The following is a 21612-nucleotide window of genomic DNA, read 5'->3' as shown; positions in this document are numbered from 1 at the left end:
CCTGGTGCATGCCCGCCCTAACGCTTGTCCCTTGTCCTCACATCGGCACCTTGGGTCCAAGCGGACCATTCGCGAATATTCTTCTCCCGCCAACCGGTTGCCGCCTGCCTTGCTAACTGGGGGCCCTCAGCTATTGCATATTTGACCGCTTGCTTCCACGAACTCTCCGAATCCGAATTGACTAAAAGATTGGAATCGCGGCCAAGCATCTCGGCCAGCACACTGTCCCGCGGACCAACAAATGGCGTTCCTTGTTCCAAGGCTCTCACTGCAATCCCACTCTGAAAGAATCGCTTGTATGGAATAAGTACCGCGGCACTGTCCGCCATCAACTCGTCCAACTTTTCCTCATCGACGAAACCCTCTACGACCTTCCAGCCGTCGATCGCGGGCCATCCTCTTCCATGAACTTCGAAGATGGCTGCATCCGAAAGGTCCTGCCCCAGTCGGCGAAGTGCTTCCAAGTCTCTGTCAGCTTTGTACTGCCCCAAGACCCTGACTACGGGGAGCGACTCTGAGCGGGATCGGATTTCGGTCGCGGGGCGAAGAATCGGGTGCGGCAGTACGTCTACATTGAATGCGGAGTCGTCAATTGCTTCGCGAGCCTGGTTGCTGTGGGCAAGAATCCGGATCCGGGACCGAAATAACCAAGCGAACCTCTTGGCCCACTCTGAATAGCCCACTGATCGCACAAGAGGCTGCGGGTCATGCAATACAACTGCCACGTTCCGAAGCCCCAGCAGTCCGATAAGCACCACGTCCAAGTAGCCCAGCACGGGCCATGTGATGACCGTTATCGAGTGTTTTGTTGCTGTGAAACGTGCTTGTACCAGGGTTGCGCCGTACTTTGCCAACCAACCCAGCGGGTTATTTCCACTAGCAGACGGTTCCAGGATCCTTGCTGAAGAAACGGTCAGCCCGACTTCCCGCAGTACGCTTGTTAATTCATTTTCATAATGAAGCAGCGCAGCTCCCAGCGGGTTAACAAGGTGCGCATGGCATATTTCCTCGGGCGAAGTGCTTACTGACGGCAGTTGCGCGAAAAGACCACGTAGATATTCCTTCACTCTACCGATACCTCGTCCCCGAACTAGATCGGCAACTATTCTTCGACCTACGATGAGCGGCGGAACCAGATGAGCCCGGAATGGGCCTCCGTGTTCGCGCAGAAAAATCCGGATGTTCCTAGCAAAATAAAAAGGTGGAATTCCTCCGGATTCTTGCCATACACGAGCCTGAGGTACCCAAATCACTTCGCGCCCCGACTTTAGGAAATTTAGATGTAGATCGGTTTCTTCCATGTACAGGAAATACCCTTCGGGAACAGAGCGCTCCGAAATGTCTTTCCATCGGTACAGCAAGAATGCACCGTCCAGCCACGCGCGTCGTGTCGGTGAGTCATAGCGTTCGAGTGCCTTGATGTCACTCTTATGATCGTAGTGGCCTGGTACACCTGTGCGCCGATCAATGTAGCCCCCTGTCGACCAGATGTATTCTTCCTGTCTTCCTGATATCAGTGTGGGACCTGCTACTGCTGCCCGCGGATTATGCTCAAGTGCGACTTGCAGGTGCATTAGAGCATCCTTCGAGGGCCTCGCTTCGTGCGTCGAAACCAAGAAGTAGTCGGGGGTTTCAGAGCGTTCGGAAAAATAATGACGTGCGTGGTTTACGGCTGCGGCATATCCACGGTTGAGAGTGTGCGCGATCGGTACATCGCGATTGATTTCTTGCCGGAGCCGGTTGCGCTTGTCAGGCTCTTCACTGTTATCGACAACCAAGATATTCTCAGGCCTAAGACCCTGAGCCAGTAGGGCGTCGACCACTCCAGCCACGGAATCATAGCTGCGATGATGAACCACCACCCCCGCGATATTACTTAGCAAGCTGTTCCCCCTTATCAATGACATTGAAAGCGCTTGCCCTCTAACGCGCTACAGGCGCTATAGCGGCACGGCGAGAAGTAGTAGCTCTGTCAGCTTCTCGCTCGTAAGCTTCACAGACCTTTTCCCAGGAGTACGTGGTTGTGGCACGCGTCAGCCCATTGGCGGACGCTTCTTGCTGTAGCCGGGAATCATCCATGAGTTTCCGAACTGCAATGACTATGTCACGAGGCTCTATGGTCGTGAATGATCCTCGCTCCCCCAGCACTTCCCGGTTGTACACCGTGTCCCGCGCGACTGTCGGCGCACCACACGCCATGGCTTGTACCAGCGCCGGATTCGTTCCTCCGACACTGTGGCCGTGGAAGTAGACACCACAGTGCTGCCAGAGTGAGAGCAGTTTCGCATCGTCACTTACATGCCCCAGCCAATGAACGTTCTCGAGTTGCCTGCTGAGTGCATCCGCTTTTTCATCAAGAGGGCCTCCATAACCGGATGAACCAACAATGACGACAGGATAATTTTTGGCAATCGTCGGTACCGCCTCAAAGAACTCCTCAACAGAGTTCTCAGGCACGAAACGCGCGACAATGAGTACGTAGCCCCTGTGCTCCAAGCCTTGGACCAGTGGGAGGTCCTCTGGTACGTCGCCTCCGTAGGGAATGAAGACAGATTCCCTAGCGAAGTCAACCTTCCAGCGCCGTGCAATCTCCATGGAGTCAGCAATGAGCGTTTGTCCAAAAAACGCAGTTAATCGAGCCCCGAGTTTGAACATCATTTTCGCCAAACGACCCCATTTAGCGCGTTCCCACTCGATTCCATCAACATTAACCACAGTGGGTATACCCCGGAGCCGGAGCAGCGGTAGCCAAAAGCCATTGGCGACATTCATGACGATTGCGGCGTCCGGCTTCCGAATGCACGCGTGCAGCACAGATGTGAGCCCAAAAGTCAGGGTGCTTAGGGATTTAGTTTCAAGCCCTCGTGTTTCTACTGCCTCCACGCGCTTGTCCCGCGCCGGGTCGTCCATTCGGGCAGCACCGGGCCGCCCATATACGACTGTATGCCAGCCTCGCTCCACAAGGAACGGCGCAAGTTTTCGAACCGCGGTCTCGAAACCACCGTAGTAACTTGGGTAACCCCTGGTACCGATAATGGCGACAGACCGGGTGATTTCCCGGTCAGAATTGCTCTTCATCTATGTCCATCTTCTCGCGGTGTCTACTTCTAACCCTTGCGGTCGCCGACCCCAAGGGATGGTCGCATTCAGGTGAGGCTGCATCATGCGGCGCTTGTTGCCGGTCCTGCTGTTTTCGTTCCATTAAATGCTTGTATGGGTGACGTCACATCTGGCGCTGCAAGAGTTCTAATCGCCCCGCTAACCATAACCCGCACAGGGAATCATGACCTGCGAGCAGCCTCATGGAAAGCGACCAGGAGATCGGTCCCCCTCGCCCACGCCGTAGCGACTGCAGTTTCTGGGCAGAGCAGCTGCGTGTGTCATGAAACAATCAGGGATGCGCTCGGGAAGGGCTGTATCGTAGCGACGGGACTTATTCCCGGACAATCTAACTTGTGGGGATGCTGACTTGGGGACAGTACGTGATTGGCGGCATCGAACGTCTCGCAGGCTTCGTGTCGTGGACGCGTTCGTAATAGTTTGGGCGATTTCTGGCGCTTACATCGTCAGGTTTGGCTTTGATCCCAGCCTCGTTGTCGAAGGACAAGACGTCTCGTATGTCGGGCTCTCAATCGCCTTGGTGATCGCCTGGTGGTTGATGCTCGGTGCATGGAACAGCAGACAAAGTCGGATTCTGGGGTCGGGGGCAGACGAGTACAAACGCGTCGCGGCTGCTTCCCTATGGCTATTCGGAATTGTGGCCATAGTCTCTTATGTCCTTCGCATTGAAACGGCCAGGGGGTATGTCGGTATAGCGCTCCCGGCGGGGTTGCTTGGCCTACTTCTTGCTCGTTGGCTGCTCCGACAGCATCTCTCTGTGGACCGGCAGGGCGGGTCCAGCATGTCACGCCTGATGATTCTGGGCGGCCCAAGCGCTGTCGCACATTTGGCGACCACGCTGGCCGGAGCAAAGCACTCCGGCTACCTCCCCGTTGCCGCCTACACTCCCGGCGGACCTGAGAAGAATCAAAGCCAGACCATTTCGGGTCTTCCTGTGCTTGGGTCAGACCCGGGAATTCCGTCGATCATAGCTGCCATCGGTGAATCCCAAGCCGATGCTGTGGCCGTATCTGCAGGCGTACAGTTGCATCCCCAAACCCTTCGCCATCTGGGTTGGGAGTTGGCGGCCAGGAACGTTGGCCTCATCATGGCTCCGGCTCTGACGGACATCGCCGGGCCTCGTATTCATACGCAGCAGGTCGCAGGACTTCCGCTCATTCATGTGACTACTCCCACGTTGGAAGGCGGCCAGCGCGTTGCGAAACGGCTCTTCGACATCACGGTAGCTGCAGCCCTCATATTCTGCTCATCTCCCTTGATGGCCTTCATCGCACTCGCTGTGAAGCTTGATAGCCGTGGCCCTGTATTGTTCCGCCAAGAACGCGTGGGAATCGAAGGAACTCCCTTCAAGATGTTGAAGTTCCGCTCCATGGTGGTGGATGCCGAATCCCGCCTCGAAGAGCTAGCCGCTCAGAATGAAGGCAACGGGGTTCTCTTCAAAGTGAAGAATGACCCGCGCGTCACTCGCATCGGCGGCTTTTTGCGTCGCTACAGTTTGGATGAAGTCCCCCAGTTGTTCAACGTCTTTGCCGGCTCCATGAGCTTGGTAGGGCCACGGCCTCCCCTTCCTCGAGAAGTCGAGGCTTACGAGCACGATGTGCGTCGCCGGTTGCTGGTCAAGCCCGGGCTAACAGGCCTATGGCAAGTAAGCGGCCGGTCGGACCTTTCCTGGCAAGACTCGGTTCGGCTAGACCTCTACTACGTGGAAAATTGGTCTCTCGCCGGCGACCTGCTGATTCTGCTCCGGACGGCACGCGCTGTGTTTCAAAGTACCGGCGCCTACTAACCGCTGAAATTTCCTTGGATACAAGCCGGAAGGATTCCGCCACATGACAGAACCTCAGGAGATCCGACCGCAAAGTCGTGATCGCGACGAGGCCATGAGACGAACCCGTAGGCGACGAAATCGTCGTCTACTGATATCGCTTCTTGGTTGTTTACTGCTCATCGTCGCAGCGGTTTCATGGCTTGCGTACAAGGCGTCCAAGATTAGTGCAGACCTGTCGGCGGCAACCGGGCTTGTCCAGCACCTAAAACACGAGATCTCTACATCCGACATAGCCGGTGCCGCTGCAACCGTCGACCAGATCGCGCAGAACACGGAAAGCGCCAAGAACGCAGCGCAGGACCCGGTCTGGACGCTTGCATCCGGGCTGCCGTGGATTGGACCGAATCTATCAGCCGTGGCAGAAGTCGCCCGCTCCGCTGACGACGTTGCAGACTTGGGTATCGCTCCGCTGGTGCGAATTTATGACTCGCTCGACTGGAAAGAGCTGATTCCCAAATCTTCGGGATCGAACTTAAGTCCTCTCAAGGACGCTGCTCCGACAGTATCGTCAGCAGCCTATGCCGTTGCCGCGTCTGCTGACAGACTCAACAGCATCGACTCCTCCAATCTTTTCCCACAAGTGTCAGACCCCTTAGAGCGTGCACGAGACGAACTCCAGCAGGCCACCTCAGCGCTCAACACCGCGGCAAACGTGGCAAAAATCGCGCCCGACATGTTGGGTGCAGATGGAGGTAAGCGATATCTGCTAATGATCCAGAACAATGCAGAGTCACGGGCATCCGGAGGCATTCCTGGTGCTCTGGCCGTGCTATCGATTGATCAGGGAAAGCTAACGCTCGGAAAGCAGAGCTCTGCGACTGAGCTGGGGGCGATGAGGCCCGTCCTTCCCGTGGAAACCGAGCAACAAGAAATCTTTTCCAGTCGAATCGGCAAATACATGCAGGACGTCAACCTCACTCCTGATTTCCCGACGGCAGCCGCCACAGCGAAAGCCATGTGGAAACAAAAAACCGGTGAAGACGTCGACGGCGTTATTTCAATCGATCCAGTTGCCTTCAGTTATCTCCTGGACGCGACCGGACCGATCAAGATCAGGAACGCACAACTAGCAGCGCTGGCAGGTGGAAAGCTACCACTCGATCTGACCCGCCAAAACGTGGTTCCAACCCTCCTGTCCGAGGTTTACGCCAAGATTGACGACCCACAGCTACAAGACGCATATTTTGCAGGCGTGGCACAGGAACTGTTCAGCGCCCTATTATCCGGAAGCGCTGATGCAAAGGCCTTGATCGGCAGTCTGACGCAAGGAGTTGACGAAGGTCGCGTCTCCTTATGGTCCGCAGATAGTGCCCAGCAGGCCGTGATTGCAAACTACAGGTTGGGTGGGGCTGTCAACGGACCCAATGTCGCGCCGGCCGAATTTGGAGCCTACTTTAACGATGGAACCGGCGCAAAAATGGATTACTACGTCAAGCGCACCGTTCAGCTCGTTCGTGAGTGTCCGAAGGACGGCTATCAAGAGACAACTGTCCGAGTGATAAGCACGAACACGGCGCCAGCCGACGCAGCAAGAGCACTGCCTGCTTACGTGACCGGCGGAGGACACTACGGCGTGCCGGCCGGCACGATCCAAACTAACGTCGTCGCCTATGGACCCGCGCAGTCAAATATAGAGTCAGCTAGCCTCGACGGCGAAAAAACACCTTTCGCGCCGCACTTCCAAGCCAGCCGCCCTGTCGGCATCGTCGCCCAACAGCTCGCACCTGGGGAAACCAAAACCCTGGAGTTCACTTTCGGAAAAATTGTCCAGCACGCAGAACCTAACCTGGTTGTCACGCCCTCTGTCCAACCTGTAAAGGACGTTATCCTTCCGACGGAAAATGCCAGCTGCTCCGAAGGCCAGTGACGTCAGCGTTAACACTATGTAAACCGTCTGGATTGAGGTTGGTCACTAGCGGCTCCGGATGGTAACGTTTTTTTGGGATATCTATCCGTAGTTCCGTACTTGGTCTCGTACGGAGGGGGAATCTCCCCAAATTCGGGTATCACAACTTAACGTCTCCGGGGGGACACACATGAAGAAAACACTCGCTGCACTCGCCCTTGCTGGGTCCATCGCGCTCGTTGGTTCTGCACCCGCCATGGCTGCAACCTATCCAGCCCTTCCGCCGCAGGCCGCCGTTTCCGATGGCGTTGTTGGTCCTGGCGAAACCTTTGTCTTCCGCGGCCAGGGATTCCTCGCCGGTGAATCACTCACGATCCGTGTTACGCCGGGCCAGGCCCCTGCTTCCAATGGCGCCAACATCGCCGGTAGCCGCGCCGTAGCTGCGCGTATCGCCGTCGTTACGGAAGCGCAGAACCTGTCCGCAGTCGCTGACGCTCAGGGCGCGGTCTCGCTGCCTATCTCCATCAGTGAGGCAGGAACCTACTCGATCACCGCAACAGGTAACACTTCGGGTGTCACCGTTGGGCCCGTCACCGTGACCGTGGCAGCTTCGCTGGCCAACACCGGCGGTTCAGTTGCGGGCACCACGGGCGGCGCTCCGCTGGCCAACACCGGCGGCCTTGCCAACACCGGTGCTGACTCCGGCCTTGTTCTTTGGACCCTGGTTGGCGCTGGTGCACTGGCTGCCGGGGCAACCTCGGTAGTAGTGGTTCGTCGCCGCGCCAAGGCTGAGGCTGCCGCCTAAGCGCAAACTCTCATAGCACCAACGAAGGTGGGTGCTTCTCCGACATTGGAGAAGCACCCACCTTTTGCTTTTGTGGTATCTATTTGATCTATGGGGAGACATTGGAGCAAAGCACCTCGCGAATACGACTTTTCCATCCCGCCTCCAAACCCGCAGGTGCTTCGCTACGCCGTGTTGGCGATGCTCTTCGCCGGCGCCATGGGAACCGCCGCGTTCGCCCTTCTACTTACCAGCTGACGCGTACTTGACACTCCTCCAGAACCGTCGGGTCTGGCGCGGGGTCCTTGCCTTCATGCTCGTTCCGCTGGCATTTATCGCATTTTGGCCATCCCCCGTTGACCACCCGATCCAAGGGCAGCTGGCAAGCATCTTGTATTTCCTGCACCGGCATGGGGTTCCAGCCTGGGTGAACTACGCTTTCATCGAAGCGGCCGCCAATGTTGCGGTTTTTATTCCACTCGGGATTGTGGGCAGCTTGGCCTTTCCTGCAAAACTCTGGTGGCAGTTAGCTGCACTCGGGATGCTGGTTTCGGGTTGCATCGAACTTGGCCAGGAGCTATTTCTTCATGATCGTTTTGCAACCTTGTCAGATATTGTCACCAACACTGCAGGAGCCGCGCTCGGGGCGCTCTCGGTCACGTTGTTCAGGCATAAGCTCGGCGCTCCCGGGCCTACCTAACCTGTGTCTATCCTCTTTGATGTGACAAATGTTGGTCCTTTTTCCGATCTAGCGGAAAATGTACAAATGCGCGGAATTATCCTCGCCGGGGGAACCGGTTCACGTCTTCATCCAATCACCATGGGTATCAGCAAACAGCTGGTCCCGGTGTACGACAAGCCCATGATCTACTATCCGTTGTCAACGCTCATGCTGGCTGGCATCCGAGACATCCTGATCATCACCACGCCGCACGACGCCGACCAGTTCCAGCGCCTGCTGGGCGACGGCAGCCGCTTCGGGGTGAATATCTCCTATACCCAGCAGCCCTCGCCCGACGGCCTTGCTCAGGCCTTTGTCCTGGGCGCTGAACACATTGGTACTGGCCCCGTCGCTTTAGTGCTTGGCGACAATATCTTCTATGGCCAGGGCATGGGGACTCAGTTGCGGCGGTTCGAAAACATCGACGGCGGAGCTGTCTTCGGCTATCGCGTTGCCGATCCCTCTGCCTACGGCGTGGTGGAATTCGACGAGAAGGGGCGGGCTATCTCCCTTGAGGAAAAGCCTGCTGAACCGAAAAGCCACTATGCCGTGCCGGGCCTGTACTTCTATGACAACGACGTAGTGCAGATTGCCCGCGACCTGAAGCCCTCCGCCCGGGGCGAGTTGGAAATCACTGACGTCAACCGCGTCTACCTGGAGCGGGGCAAGCTGCAAGTGGAGATCCTCCCCCGCGGCACCGCCTGGCTGGACACCGGGACCTTCAATGACCTCAACGACGCATCTGAGTTTGTCCGTACCGTGCAGCATCGACAGGGACTGTCCATCGGCTGCCCGGAGGAAATCGCCTGGCGTTTGGGTTTCCTGACGGACGACGAACTGCGGGATCGGGCCGAACCGCTTGCGAAGAGCGGTTACGGCAGATACCTGTTGGACCTGCTGGCAGAAAGTGCCGAGGGATCCGCCGAGCGGCTGGAACTCGTAAGCAGGTAGTCTCTAACAACAAACTTAACGACGAGGGCCCACCACTAAAAAGTGGTGGGCCCTCGTCGTGGTCGGAAATTAGCCGACGAAGCTCTTCATCCAGGTCTTAAGGTCCTCGCCGAACTCCACGCGTTCCGACGCGAGGGTGATGACGGCCTTGAGATAGCTCAGCTTGTCACCGGTGTCGTAGCGGCGGCCCTTGAAGACCACGCCGTAGACGCCGGAGCCTTCGCCCTCGCCGGCGGCCAGGGTCTGCAAGGCGTCGGTCAGCTGGATTTCGCCGCCACGGCCGGGCTCGGTGTTCTCCAGGACACTGAACACGTTGTGGTGCAGGACGTATCGGCCGATGACGGCCAGGTTGGACGGCGCCTCGCCGACGGCGGGCTTCTCCACCAGGCTGTTGACGCGGACGTAGTCCTCGCCTTCCACAGCAGTGATGTCTGCGCAACCGTAGGCACTGATCTGCGACGGATCAACCTCGATCAGGGCGATCACAGAGCCGCCGGTCTTCTGCTGCACCTCCATCATGGTGCTCAGCAGGTCCTCAGCCTCGTCAATGAGGTCGTCACCCAGGAGCACGGCAAACGGCTCGTCGCCCACGTGCTGCTGTGCACAGAGCACCGCGTGGCCCAGGCCCTTGGCTTCGCCCTGGCGGACGTAGTGGATGGGACCCAGGTTGGAGGCGTACTCCACCAGCCCCAGCTTGTCCTTGTCACCCTTGGCCTCAAGAGCAGCCTCCAGGCCCGGTTCGCGGTCGAAGTGATCCTCGAGTGCGCGCTTGTTGCGGCCAGTGATCATGAGCAGGTCCGAGAGGCCTGCATCGATCGCTTCCTCCACCACATACTGGATGGCCGGGCGGTCAACCACCGGCAACATTTCCTTCGGCATTGCCTTGGTGGCGGGCAGGAAGCGTGTTCCCAATCCGGCAGCAGGAATGACGGCTTTGGTAATAGCTTTCCCCGTAGTCATAGCTGAACCTTAACAAATTTGCTGTGGTAAACGGCAATCGGATGCGGATTACGGAAGGCTTATTCACCGGCGGATCGGAGTCCGCGGAGGTCCCTAACAAGCCTCGGAACGGCCTTGGAAAACCTTACCCACCTGCTGCGATGTTGCCTCAGTCGTCCCAGGAAAGACATATCTGCATAGATGTTCCCACTCAGGAAGACCTCGGTCCGAGGAAAGACCGCCCGCCACAGCAGACGCGGTTTGTCCCGCCAGGGAGCCTGGAGAAGGGCAATGATTCGCGCACTCCCGGGTTCACGCGCAGCCACCCGATTGCGCCACTCCGGGGAGGGCTCCGGCCAAGCCACGGTGAGGCCTTCGGAAACCAAGTTTTCCAGGAAGGGCCTCATGGCGGCCAGGGAACCCGTGGCCGAGGCGAGGTCCAGTAGCGCCTCCGCCTGGGATTGCCCCTGTATGAGGCCCGTCAGGTACTGAAGCTCCTGGTGACAGGCGGGCAGCTCGGGCGACCGCAAGGCATGCAATGCCAGAAACAAGATTCCAAGAGGCTTCGCGGGGACCCTCAGCCTCTGCCCTGCAAGGTCCATATCAACCGTGTTTGCCCACAGCGTCTCAAAGCAGTCCGCACTTGGTTTTTCCATTCCAGGAAAGCGGAAGTGGAGGTCAAGACAACAAGGCCACTCGGGGTGGTCAACGGTGACCGAATGTTTGGGAAACGTCTTTTGGTCCGGGTCCGCGGGGCGTTCCCGCCAACCCCGCGCACGAAGGCCCTCCAACAAGTCATCCAGCATTGCGGGGTCAACATAGACGTCCACATCAGACGACACTTTCGCCGGTCGTAGCCCTTGGAGGACACTTGCCGGCCCTTTGATGAAGAAGACGCGAATGCCCAGGCTGTCCGCCAGCCGCGCTACAAGTGCGTGGCCAAGGAGTACGCCTTCCGGGATACTCAGTTCCGCGTCATGGGCAGCGTCAGTCATGATGCCTAGATCCTGGCCCTACGGCCGCCAGGAATTGCCTCCGGCACCTCTAGAGCGTCCGGCTCTGGCCATTCGCCGAGGGGCTCCGGCTCCGCCGGTGGGTGCGCAGCAGCCGAGGTGTAGGTTCCGTAGTACGAGTAGGCATCCGTGCCCTTGGTGGGAACGTAATTGAGGACGGCTCCCAGGACGCGTCCCTTGACCTTTTCAAGGTTCCCCAGGGACTGGTCCAGCTGCTCCTGCGTGGTCCTGCCGGTCCGGATCACCACAATGGCACCGTCGGCCACGCGGGAGAGGACAGCAGCATCCGTCACCGGAAGCAGCGGCGGTGCGTCAATGAGGACAACAGCATCCTTGGCCAAGGTGGTGAGCATGTTCTTCATGGCCCGGGAGCCAAGCAATTCACTGGGGTTCGGCGGGATTCGTCCCGAGCCCAGGACCGAAAGGTTGGGCAACGCCCCCCACGGCTGGAGGACATCGGCGAGCTCGGCGGTGCCCGTGAGCACATCGGTGACCCCGATTCCCGGAACAAGGTTGAAAACGTCCACCAGCGTGGGCCGGCGGAGGTCGCCGTCGACCACCACCACGTTCTCCCCCGCTGCCGCCATGGTGACCGCAAGGTTGGCCGTGACGGTGGACTTGCCCTCCGCCTGCATGGAGCTGGTGACCACGATGATCCGTGGCGGCTGGTCCACGTCAAGGAAGCTGAGGTTGGTGCGCAGCTCGCGGAGGGCTTCGGCCATGGCCCCGCCGGCGTCGTGCAGCTGCGCGGCAGTGCCCGCGTCCACGATGGTGCTTTTTCCGTCCAGCCGGTGGTCCACCGGGAGGGTGCCGATCACCGGGACGCCGAACAGCCGCTCGATGTCCGCAGCCTTCCGGATCCGCCGGTCCAGGTGCCGGCGGATCAGCGCATACGCCACTCCGAGGGCCAGGCCCACAAGCGCGCCGAGGGCCAGGTTGAGCCTGGTGTTGGGTGAGGTGGGGCTGGCGGGAAGGACGGCTTTGCCCAGGGGCAGTACGCGGACTGCTGTGGCTGCATCCGGCTGCCCGGCGCCGGCCTCCCCGGCTGAGTCAGCGGCTGGCGCGGTTTCTATGGCCTCCACCTGGGCGGCCAGGCCGTTGACCCAGGCATCGGCCACGCGCTGGGCCGTTGCGGGATCCGTGGACTGTGCGGTGACCTTGATCTCTGCCGTGTCCAGCGGAACCTTGATGGTGATGCTGCCGAGCAGGGCATCGGCCGAAGTCTTCAGGTCCAGGGACTGGATGACGCGGTCCGCGACGAGGCGCGATTTCGCCACCGACTCATAATTCTTGACCTTCGCCTTGGCGAGGCTGTCCCCGGCGAGGGCCAGGCTGACGTTGTCAGAGCCCGGTGTGACCACGATGCCGCTGGAGTCGGAGGAGTAGACCTTGGGCTGCAGAACGGTCCATCCCGCCGCTGCCAGGGTGGCCAGCAGGGTGAAAGCCACGATGGCCTTCCAGTAGACCCGCAGGATGGCCAGGTAGTCCGCAAGGTCCAGGCCCGGCGACGCCTCCGTGGGCGTGGTTGTTGTGCTCATGGTGATTCCTCAAATCCAAGTCTTTGTCTGCGCCTTGAGCGCTGTTCAGTGTTCGCCGCGTTCCAGTACGGACTTGGCGATGAGCTGCTCCACGGCTGTGGCGACGGCGGCCCGGTAGCCTTCAGGCTCGCCGTGCACTTCCGCGATGTGTTCCGTCAGTTCGTCCAGGCCCCTCGGCGCGGAGCAGGCTTCCCAGAGCGCCGGGCCGATACCGCTGAGGCGGACGATCTGGTTGTCCAGCATGACCAGCAGATCGCCGCCGATCCTGACGGCATCCCTCGATGCCCTCCGCCGGATACTCCCGGCGGGAAGGGGAGGCCTGCGGGCTGCATCGGGCGCCGCAGCTTCCCATTCCTGCCCTGACGTGGACTGCAGCCGGAACAGGGGTTCCAGGGACCCCGGAAGGTCCGCTGCCTCCGCGTAGGTCACCTGCCACACTCCCCCGACGCTCTCGATGAGGCGGCACAGCGACTGCAGTGGATCCACGACGTCGCCCTGCGAGGACGATTCCGGGATCAGTGCGAGCAGGGCGTCGGCCAGCGGCACCTTCTCCAGGACAGGTGCTACCGGATGGGGCGCCTGGACGCGGTTCAGGAGCACGATGGACTGGATGAAGGGCATGGCCGGGGCCGGCTGCAAACCAAACTCGTCCGGCCCCACCTGGCGCTTGGGTGTGCCTGCCTCCTGCTTGACCGACAACGGCTTGGGATAGGGAACCACGGACCCGTCCCAGGCGACGGCCACCGTCTCATCAGTGACATAGCCATAGATCCTGGCCAGTACGGAAGCCGCGGTAGTCTTCCCTGTCCCCGACCTGGCCACCAACGCCACCACAGCCCCCGTCCCTGGGTCCGCCACCCCGCAGGCATGGAGCATGGTCAGTTCGCCCGCGTTGGCCAGGATGGCGGACACGGTAAGGCGCGAGGTGAGGTTCTCCGCCAGTTCCTCAAAGGAAGCGGCCTCCAGCTGGAATGTTCCGGCACTGTGCTTGGAGGACGTGCAGGTAACCGACGCGGTGAACGGCCTTCCACCTGTTGGTTCCGCAGGCACCGGCGGCAGCAGCGGCTCCGGGCCGGCGATACACCGGGCCCAGGCCGAGCTCATGGCCACCCGCTGCTGCCTGGTGACCGCGCGGCCCCAGCGCACAACAAACCGCTGTCCCAGGACCTCAAGGCACAGCAGGTCGCTGCCCTTTGCCAGTTCCTCGAGCAGCCGTTGCTGCCACGCCAAGTGCGCGTTTCCGGTGATTCCTGCGGACGTCATGCCGTTAGCGGGAAGTGCCGCGGGCAGCTTCGATCAGGCGCTGCGCTTCGAGGCTGGCCAGGAATCCTTCCACCTGGGCCTGCATCTGTCCCGACTGGTCCTCAAAGGTTGCCTCGAGCTCAGCGAAGATGTCCCGCTCGCTCCGCTGGCCGTCAATGAGGTCCCAGATGACCGCTGCCGGTCCTTCCAGGACCACGGGCTGTGTTGCGTCGAGGTGCAACAGGGCGACGCGGGCCCGCGGTTCAGTGCAAACCTCTGCGACCAAGCCGCCACGTTTCCAGACCATGGTCAGTAGGTGACCGTCAGGGCGCCGGTGACAATCCTGCTGGTGCCATCGGGAAGCCTGAGCGTAATGGTCAGCGTGTAGTTGTACGTTACTTTGCTCGGCTGCGAACCGGAGATGCGCTCATATTGGAACGAGATGGGGAAATTCAGGGTTTGGCCAGCCGTGAGACCGCCACTGTAGGTGAACGTGGCGTTGTATTCATGGGTGCCTGAGTACGAGGGAGTACCCAGGGCCAGCGTGGTTGAACCAGCCTGGAGGGACTGGACGCCCGCCCCTGCGGCAACCGTTGCTGTTGGCTTGATGTTGATAGTTCCGCTGATTGCCCCGGTAAAGGCGGTCCCGCTGTTCGTGATCTGGAATCCGGTGGGACCGGTGCCCGCGCGGTTGGTGCCCGAACCCGTGCCCGTTGAGCTAATGAAGGAAATGCTCGAGCCAGGGCCGGTCAGGGCGGCCGTAGCGGAGACGCCGGACGCCGCCGCAGCCGGAGCAGCGATGGCCGTTGCAATAACCGGCAGCGACCAGGCAACGCCTGCGACGACCCTCCGGCGGCTGAAACCGTTCTCTTCCTGACTATCGACTTCCGCGTTCAAAACCTCAGACAATTGTGCCCCCAGAGTAGTCTTCACACACCGCTGCCCAGGTGAGACCGGCAGCGCGCATCAACCGGATTTGTCCGGCTGCGCCTACTCTTTCGAACGCGAATTAATATTTCTGCAATTGCCTTGCAAGGTTCAATCAAGAATTCTTCAAGAGGCCTTGATCAAGAATTCGAAATCAGCGTCCGCCCGTGAATTTCGGTTCGCGCTTTTCCTGGAACGCGCGGAATCCCTCGGCGTAATCATCGGTCTTGCAGAGCCGGGCCTGCTCCTCGTTTTCCTCCTGCATGGCCTGCCACAGGCCAAGCCGCTGGTCGCGGATGTGCGCCACGAGCTCCTTCGAGGCGACGAACGCCTCGGTGGCCCCGGCTGCCACCCGCGAGACGATCTCCCGGGTTGAGTCCAACAACGAATCAGCCGGCATGGCCCGGCTGAACATCCCCTGCGCCACCGCCTCCGCACCGGAGATCAGGTCTGCCGTGTAGATCAGGTCCAGCGTCCGGTGCATGCCCAGCCGCTCCGTGAAGTACCAGTGCCCGCCCGAATCCAGCGTGGCGCCCAGCTTGGCGAACGGCGAGCCGAACTTGGCATTCTCCGCCACGTACACCACGTCCGTGGCCAGCAGCAGCCCCAGCCCCACGCCCAGGCACGCACCCTGGGCCGCCGCGAACGTCGGCGCCGGAAAGGCCGCCATCTTCTTCAGCAGCGGCTCCACCAGCCCGCCCAGGTACGCGGCGGCGTCGTCGCTCTCCGGGGTGACCCCGGCGATGTCCCGGCCCGCGCAGAAGGCCCGGCCCTCTCCCCTCAGCAGCAGCGCCCGCACCTCGCCGCGCGAGGCGGCGGCAGCAGCGTCGTCGTACGCCTGTGCCAAATCCCGCAGCGCCTGCTCATCCAGGGAGTTCAGCTTCTGCGGCGCATCCAGCACTACCTCGGCGATGCCGTTGCTGATGGAAAGGGAAATCATGGGGCTCCTATAAGTTCAGGCGGGCACGGGGTGACAGTGGATCACACGTCGAAGTCGACGGTGACTTCCTTGCTGGTGGGGTGGCTCTGGCAGGTCAGGACGTAGCCCTTGTCCAGCTCATCCTGCTCCAGCGCGTAGTTCTCGTCCATGGTGACGCTGCCGGTGACCACCTTGGCGCGGCAGGTGCCGCACACTCCCCCGGCGCACGCGAACGGCACGTCCGGGCGCACCCGCAGCGCTGCGTTGAGGATCGACTCGCGGGCGTGCGTGGGGCTGGCCACCTCGCCCTGCAGGCCGTCCAGCTTGAACGTGATCTTGTACGTCTCCTTGGACTCATCCACGATGACGGGACGGCCGGCCTGCCCCTCCGGGCGGTCCGGCTTGCCGGACGTGAACAGCTCGAACCGGACGTTCTCCGGCTTCACCCCGCGCTCGGCCAGGGTATCCCGGCACAGCTGCACCAACTCGAACGGCCCGCACAGGAACCATTCGTCCACGTCGTCCGCGTGCAGGGCGGTGCCCAGCAGCTGCTGCAGCTTCTCGGCGTCGATCCGGCCGGAGAGCAGCGGCGCGATCCGCTGCTCGCGGGACAGCACGTGGTGGATGGCCAGCCGCTGCGGGTACTTGTCCTTCAGGTCCGCCAGCTCCTCCAGGAACATCACGTCCATGGCGGCCTTGTTGGCGTAGATCAGGTCGAACCGGGTCTCCGGGTTGGCGGCCAGCAGCGTCCGGGCGATCGCGATCACCGGGGTGATGCCGGACCCGGCGGCGATGGCCACGAAGTTGCCTGCCTCCCCCGCCAGCTCCTCCGGGTGGTTCATGGAGTTCATGACGTTCTGCTCCACGGCCACGCCGTCGCGGCCATGCTTGGACACGAACGCGCCCATGGGGCTCATCACGTCCAGGGTGTCGCCGGCCTTCAGCTCGGCGTTGGCCCAGGTGGAGAACAGCCCGCCCAGGTCCTTCTTGATGGCCACGCGGATCTCGCTGGTGCCGTCCGCGAAGCTCCGAGGCTCCGCACAGATGGAGTAGCTGCGGCGGATTTCCTTCGGCTCGCCGTCCTCATCCGGCAGCGTGGTGCGCAGGGCCACGTACTGGCCGGGCAGGTAGTCGAACTTGCCGGCGAGCTCCGCCGGCACATGGAAGCTGACCTCGATGGCATCGTCGGTGAGCCGGCGCACCTCCTTCACTTCAAGGGTGTGGAAGGACGGACGACGGCGGCCGGTCACCTCAGCCTCTTCGGCGGCGGTCTGGCGGACAACAGGCATGGGAATTCCTTACAGGACTTTGAAGTAGTCGAACGGTTCCTTGCAGTCCTGGCAGACGAACAGCGCCTTGCAGGACGTGGAACCGAAGCGGGTGAGTTCCTTGGTGTTGAGGCTGGAGCACTGCGGGCACTTCACGGCCAGGCTCAGCCGGACGGGGCCGGAGTGGCCGCCGGCGCGGGAATGTCCGCTGGGCGGGGCAATGCCGTATTCCTGCAGCTTCTGCTTGCCGGCCTCGGTCATCCAGTCAGTGGTCCACGCCGGGGCCAGGACCAGGTCCACCTGGACATCCTCGTAGCCTTCCTTTTCGAAGGCCTTGTACAGGTCGTCCCGGATGGCGTCCATGGCCGGGCAGCCCGAGTACGTGGGCGTGATGGTGACCCGCACGCCGCCGTCCGTGCCGACGTCGACCTTCCGCAGGATTCCCAGGTCCGCGATGGTGAGCACGGGGATCTCCGGGTCCACCACCGTGGCGGCGATGTCCCAGGCCTGCTGCTCGGCCGTCCGGGCAGGCGTTTCGAAGTCGCTGACGTAGATGTCCATGACGGTCACCAGCTGGCCCCGGGATGCTCGCGGGCCAGCACCTGCATCTCCGCGAGGATGTAGCCCAGGTACTCCGAGTGCTTGCCCTGCCGGCCGCCGCCCGGCGCTGCCGGAACATCCGGCACCTCCAGTTCGGCTTCGGCAAGGACTTCGGCGGTCAGGCGGTCAAAGTCGTCCTTCAGCGAGGAAGGCGCGACGACGGCACCCGCCTCCGCGAGGCGCTGCGTCAACTCATCGTCGCGGAACAATTCGGCAACGTACGGCCACATGGTGCGCAGGCCGTGAATCATCCGGGTGCGGGATTCTTCGGTGCCGCCGGCCAGGCGCAGGATCCACTGCGAGCTGTGATCACGGTGGTAGTCCACTTCCTTCACGGCCTTGGCGGCGATGGCTGCCAGGGTCTGGTCCGTGGATCCGGTGAGGCGGCGGTAGAGCTCGTACTGGTAGTAGCTCACCACGAACTGGCGGGCGATGGTGGCCGCGAAGTCGCCGTTGGGCTGTTCGAACAGCTGCACGCTGCGGAACTCGTGTTCGCGGCGGAAGTAGGCCAGGTCATCCTCGGACTTGGCGGTGCCGTCCTCGTTGGGCATGCCGGCTCCGGCGTAGGTGAGGAAGCTGCGGGCGTGCCCCAGCTGGTCCAGGGCGATGTTGCCCAGGGCGATGTCCTCCTCCAGCTCCGGGGCGCGGGAAATCCAGTGGCCCAGGCGCTGGGCGAGGATCAGCGCGTCGTCACCCAGGCGCAGGGCGTACTCGGCGATGTCCCCGGACGGCTTCACCAGGCCGGTCCTGACTTCCAACGCGATGTCCTCCGGGCGGAGGGCGTTACCGGGGGTAATTCTTGTGGCGCTGGCGTTGCTGTCCCCGCCTGCGACGCCGGTGGAGATGTCGCCGTGGCCGGTGGTTTCGGGGGTGCTGGTTTCGGGGGTGCTCACAGGTGCTTCACCCCTTCGCTCTTGGTGTAGTACGTGGCGTGGCGGTAGTCCTTGCCCTGCGGGCTTTCAAAAAAGCTGCCCTTGGAGTCGGGGTCGCTGGCGGCGATCGCGTCAGCCGGGACCACCCAGATGGAGACGCCCTCGTTGCGGCGGGTGTACAGGTCCCGTGCGTTCCGGAGGGCCATGGCGGCATCCGGCGCGTGCAGGGATCCGGCGTGGACGTGGCTCAGGCCGCGGCTGGACCGGACGAAGACCTCCCACAGGCCCCAGGCGGAGCGGTCGTGGTGCTCGGCGGGGGCCGGGTTCTCCGGGGCGGGGCTTGCCTTCGGGGCTTCGCGGTTGATCTCGGTGGCGGCGCTTGCGGGAGCGTCGGGGTTGCCGTGCGGGCTCATGCTGCGTATTCCTTCGTCTTCATTGACTGTTTTGCTGCCTGTTTTGCTGCGTAGGCGGCTGCCGCCTCACGGACCCAGGCGCCGTCGTCGTGCGCTGCCCTCCGGCGCTCCAGGCGCTGGGCGTTGCAGGGACCGCGGCCGGCCAGGACTTCCTGGAACTCGTGCCAGTCCAGGGGCCCGTGCTCCCACTTCCTGGTGTCCTCGTTGAAGCGGATCTGGTCGTCAGGGAGGGTGAGGCCCAGGACCCGGACCTGCTCCACCATCATGCCCACGAAGCGGCTGCGGAGCTCGTCATTGCTGAACCGCTTGATGTTCCAGGCCATGGACTGCTTGGAGTTGGGTGAATCGTCGTCCGGCGGCCCGAACATCATCAGGGCCGGGGCGTACCAGCGGTTCACGGCGTCCTGGGCCATCTGCTTCTGCTCGGGGGTGCCGTTGGAGAGTTCAAGGAGGATTTCGAAGCCCTGGCGCTGGTGGAAGGACTCTTCCTTGCAGATGCGCACCATGGCCCGGCCGTAGGGGCCGTACGACGCGCGGCACAGCGGGACCTGGTTGCAGATGGCTGCGCCGTCCACCAGCCAGCCGATGGCGCCCATGTCCGCCCAGGTCAGCGCCGGGTAGTTGAAGATGCTGGAGTAGCGGGCCTTGCCGGCGATGAGGTCGTCCATCATCTTGTCCCTTGTTTGCCCAAGGGTCTCGGCGGCGCTGTAGAGGTAGAGCCCGTGGCCGGCCTCGTCCTGGACCTTGGCCATGAGGATGGCCTTGCGCTTCAGGCTCGGGGCGCGGGAGATCCAGTTGGCCTCCGGCTGCATGCCGATGATTTCCGAGTGTGCGTGCTGGGAAACCTGGCGCAGGAGGGTCTTGCGGTAGGCCGCCGGCATCCAGTCGCGGGGCTCGATGCGCGAGTCCTCGGCGATGATGCGGTCAAAGTGGGCCTGGCCTGCGGCTTCTTCTTCCGGGGATAGCTCAGCGGGCACTGACTGCAGGTTCTGCGCTGCCATGGGTTGCTCCTATGCAATGACCTTCTGGGACGTGCGGAATTATTTACCGACCGTTCGTTCAGGATATGTTGGCGCGGCGGAACTCGTCAAGCGCCCCTCCCTCACCCGACGCCCCATCAGTTCCTGCCCCCTCCCCCGCGACGCCCCATCAGATCCCGCCCCCTCCCCCGCGACGCCCCATCAGATCCCCCCCCCCCTCCCGCCACGCCCCATCAGATCCCGCCCCAGGCGGGCCGCCGCCGTCGTCATGGCCTGTCAACTCTGGTTTTCCCGCTCAGCCCGGGCATATACTTTCCACGCTCTACCGGGCCCCACACAGCGAAACATTCCACGGTTCGGCGTTCCGGCGCCGGCGACAGCACATGCACGCTCGCAGTTTTCCCCGTGAAGGATGGATGGTCATGAGACGGTTCCTGGCACTGGCTGCGGCTGCCGCGCTGGCCTGCATGGCGATGACCGGCTTCAGTCCCAGCCCCGCCAAGGCCGCCCCCGGACCCTGCATGGGAGCCCCCGCCGCGGATGGCACGGTGTACGGGGAGACGCGGCAGTTCGTTGATACGCAGTCGTGGTGGATGCCGGACGCCGACCAGGCCAACAACGCCATCACCAACACCGGCCACGTGCACCTCGGGGCGTGTATCCCCGAACGGGAAACCATCAGCTCGGGGGACCTCACCGTAAACGTCCGGGTGATCCTCCACGACAACCCGGGCGCCGCCAACTACGTGGCAATGGTATTCAAGACCTCGGACCGCGAGACCACCGTCCAGAAGTGCTACCTGCGCGCCGCGGCACCGGACTTCAGCTGCCCCGGCCCGGCCGGTTCGGGCGCAGGCGACTTCACCTGCGCCGGCACCTGCGAGCGCTGGGTGACGTTCTCGGCCCCCATTTCCAGGTTTAACCACTCGGGCCTGCAGGAAGTCCGGTTCCGGGCGTTCGTCCCCGAGCCGGACGGCAACGAGATGAGGGCCAACTTCAACTGGCAGGTGGACATCCAGAACGGCAAGTCCGCCTCCGATATCACCAGGGACGCGTTCCTGCGGGGCAAGGGCTGGTACACTCACGCCGGGTACTGCGAGTCTTCGGTCCGCGGCCTTCCGCTTCCTGACGGGCCCGCGTCGGGGGTCTGGGCTCCTGCGGTCGGCCTGACCAGCCACACGGACGGTTCGCGGCCGGCGACCCACTCCTTCATTTCCGTGGACCCGGACTTCCATGCGATTCCGGCCAATCCGGGCCTGGTCCTCTGGGACTCGGCCGGCGCCTACGGACCGGAACCGTTCGGGGCCGCCCCCATAGCGATCGACACCCGGATGCTGGCCAACGGCGTGCACAAGCTGCACCTGCGGACCTCATGCAGGGACGACAAGCTGGGGTCCACCAACTCCGGCGTGACCGTGGTTCCCTTCACGGTAGCCAACTGACGGCAGACGGGCGGGGCGCCGCCGTCGTACGTCTTCCTTGACGCTGCCTGCCGGTTCCTTGACGCTGCCCGCCCTCTTTTGCGGCTTCCTTGTGCGGCTTTTCGACGCGCACCTGCACCCTCGAAGCGCAGGCTCCTTTTCGCACCCCAAATCCGGGGCGCGCCAGGGAATGTGCGCTGCTAAAAGGAGGATGCGCGTCGCCAGGAACA

At 62.1% G+C, this 21612-nt stretch carries 20 protein-coding genes; 6 read left to right on the top strand and 14 right to left on the bottom strand.

Translation table 11 applies throughout. The features are described 5' to 3' along the window. Nucleotides 1-17: 17 nt before the first annotated feature. Both PUN71_RS01315 and PUN71_RS01310 read right to left on the bottom strand, forming a co-directional pair. On the bottom strand, nucleotides 18-1883 hold the full coding sequence (locus PUN71_RS01315; RefSeq protein ID WP_277797063.1) for a glycosyltransferase: 1866 nt from the start codon (nucleotides 1881-1883) through the stop codon (nucleotides 18-20). 40 nt (nucleotides 1884-1923) lie between these two features. Next, on the bottom strand, nucleotides 1924-3078 hold the full coding sequence (locus PUN71_RS01310) for a glycosyltransferase (protein WP_277797062.1): 1155 nt from the start codon (nucleotides 3076-3078) through the stop codon (nucleotides 1924-1926). 442 nt (nucleotides 3079-3520) lie between these two features. Between PUN71_RS01310 and PUN71_RS01305 the strand changes: the two genes are divergently transcribed. The 5 genes from PUN71_RS01305 to rfbA all read left to right on the top strand — a co-directional run bounded on the left by PUN71_RS01305 (nucleotide 3521) and on the right by rfbA (nucleotide 9250). Next, nucleotides 3521-4906, top strand: a complete 1386-nt coding sequence (locus tag PUN71_RS01305) for a sugar transferase (RefSeq protein WP_277797061.1) — start codon at nucleotides 3521-3523, stop codon at nucleotides 4904-4906. 43 nt (nucleotides 4907-4949) lie between these two features. After that, entirely contained in the window at nucleotides 4950-6815 is a 1866-nt protein-coding gene (locus PUN71_RS01300) for a DUF4012 domain-containing protein (RefSeq protein WP_277797060.1), read from the top strand. A 169-nt stretch (nucleotides 6816-6984) separates the two neighbouring features. Next, nucleotides 6985-7599 carry an LPXTG cell wall anchor domain-containing protein gene (locus PUN71_RS01295; RefSeq protein ID WP_277797059.1) on the top strand — a complete coding sequence of 205 codons (615 nt, stop codon included), beginning with the start codon at nucleotides 6985-6987 and terminating at the stop codon, nucleotides 7597-7599. Between the two features lie 292 nt (nucleotides 7600-7891). Next, nucleotides 7892-8278 (top strand): VanZ family protein, encoded by a 387-nt coding sequence (locus PUN71_RS01290; protein WP_277797058.1) that lies wholly within the window; start codon nucleotides 7892-7894, stop codon nucleotides 8276-8278. A 66-nt stretch (nucleotides 8279-8344) separates the two neighbouring features. After that, complete coding sequence (gene rfbA, locus PUN71_RS01285; protein ID WP_277797286.1) at nucleotides 8345-9250, top strand: glucose-1-phosphate thymidylyltransferase RfbA; 906 nt, start codon at nucleotides 8345-8347, stop codon at nucleotides 9248-9250. A 69-nt stretch (nucleotides 9251-9319) separates the two neighbouring features. Here rfbA and galU read toward each other — a convergent pair whose 3' ends face one another. The 12 genes from galU to paaA form a co-directional block, all read right to left on the bottom strand. After that, the gene (galU, locus tag PUN71_RS01280; RefSeq protein WP_043449325.1) at nucleotides 9320-10210 is read right to left on the bottom strand and encodes a UTP--glucose-1-phosphate uridylyltransferase GalU; all 891 of its coding nucleotides are present in this window, start codon (nucleotides 10208-10210) and stop codon (nucleotides 9320-9322) included. A 59-nt stretch (nucleotides 10211-10269) separates the two neighbouring features. After that, nucleotides 10270-11184, bottom strand: coding sequence for a nucleotidyltransferase family protein (locus PUN71_RS01275; RefSeq protein ID WP_277797057.1), 915 nt, complete (start codon nucleotides 11182-11184; stop codon nucleotides 10270-10272). 5 nt (nucleotides 11185-11189) lie between these two features. Continuing rightward, nucleotides 11190-12740 carry a tyrosine-protein kinase domain-containing protein gene (locus tag PUN71_RS01270; protein ID WP_277797056.1) on the bottom strand — a complete coding sequence of 517 codons (1551 nt, stop codon included), beginning with the start codon at nucleotides 12738-12740 and terminating at the stop codon, nucleotides 11190-11192. A gap of 45 nt (nucleotides 12741-12785) precedes the next feature. Then, a complete protein-coding gene (locus PUN71_RS01265) occupies nucleotides 12786-14003 on the bottom strand; it encodes a PqqD family protein (protein ID WP_277797055.1) in 1218 nt (405 codons plus the stop codon). Between the two features lie 4 nt (nucleotides 14004-14007). Then, nucleotides 14008-14268, bottom strand: coding sequence for a PqqD family protein (locus PUN71_RS01260; protein WP_277797054.1), 261 nt, complete (start codon nucleotides 14266-14268; stop codon nucleotides 14008-14010). Nucleotides 14269-14291: 23 nt separating this feature from the next. Next, nucleotides 14292-14891, bottom strand: a complete 600-nt coding sequence (locus tag PUN71_RS01255) for a hypothetical protein (RefSeq protein ID WP_277797053.1) — start codon at nucleotides 14889-14891, stop codon at nucleotides 14292-14294. Nucleotides 14892-15063: 172 nt separating this feature from the next. Continuing rightward, nucleotides 15064-15849, bottom strand: a complete 786-nt coding sequence (locus PUN71_RS01250; protein WP_277797052.1) for an enoyl-CoA hydratase/isomerase family protein — start codon at nucleotides 15847-15849, stop codon at nucleotides 15064-15066. A 41-nt stretch (nucleotides 15850-15890) separates the two neighbouring features. Further along, entirely contained in the window at nucleotides 15891-17117 is a 1227-nt protein-coding gene (gene paaE, locus PUN71_RS01245) for a 1,2-phenylacetyl-CoA epoxidase subunit PaaE (protein ID WP_277797051.1), read from the bottom strand. Between the two features lie 9 nt (nucleotides 17118-17126). Continuing rightward, nucleotides 17127-17657 carry a 1,2-phenylacetyl-CoA epoxidase subunit PaaD gene (gene paaD / locus PUN71_RS01240; protein WP_277797285.1) on the bottom strand — a complete coding sequence of 177 codons (531 nt, stop codon included), beginning with the start codon at nucleotides 17655-17657 and terminating at the stop codon, nucleotides 17127-17129. 5 nt (nucleotides 17658-17662) lie between these two features. Then, entirely contained in the window at nucleotides 17663-18589 is a 927-nt protein-coding gene (paaC, locus tag PUN71_RS01235) for a 1,2-phenylacetyl-CoA epoxidase subunit PaaC (protein ID WP_043449336.1), read from the bottom strand. Beyond that, nucleotides 18586-18981, bottom strand: coding sequence for a 1,2-phenylacetyl-CoA epoxidase subunit PaaB (paaB, locus tag PUN71_RS01230; RefSeq protein WP_043449338.1), 396 nt, complete (start codon nucleotides 18979-18981; stop codon nucleotides 18586-18588). Before paaB ends, paaC begins: the two co-directional genes overlap by 4 nt. After that, nucleotides 18978-19982, bottom strand: a complete 1005-nt coding sequence (gene paaA, locus PUN71_RS01225; protein WP_277797050.1) for a 1,2-phenylacetyl-CoA epoxidase subunit PaaA — start codon at nucleotides 19980-19982, stop codon at nucleotides 18978-18980. Before paaA ends, paaB begins: the two co-directional genes overlap by 4 nt. Before the next feature lie 401 nt (nucleotides 19983-20383). On the opposite strand from paaA, the gene PUN71_RS01220 reads away from it, so the two are divergent. Then, on the top strand, nucleotides 20384-21403 hold the full coding sequence (locus PUN71_RS01220) for a hypothetical protein (RefSeq protein ID WP_277797049.1): 1020 nt from the start codon (nucleotides 20384-20386) through the stop codon (nucleotides 21401-21403). Nucleotides 21404-21612 lie beyond the last annotated feature (209 nt).

This window comes from Arthrobacter sp. NQ7 (genome assembly GCF_029581595.2).
Classification (GTDB): Bacteria; Actinomycetota; Actinomycetes; order Actinomycetales; family Micrococcaceae; genus Arthrobacter; species Arthrobacter phenanthrenivorans_B.
Note: the sequence above shows the minus strand (reverse complement) of the source record. Positions and strands in the feature narration are given on the sequence as shown.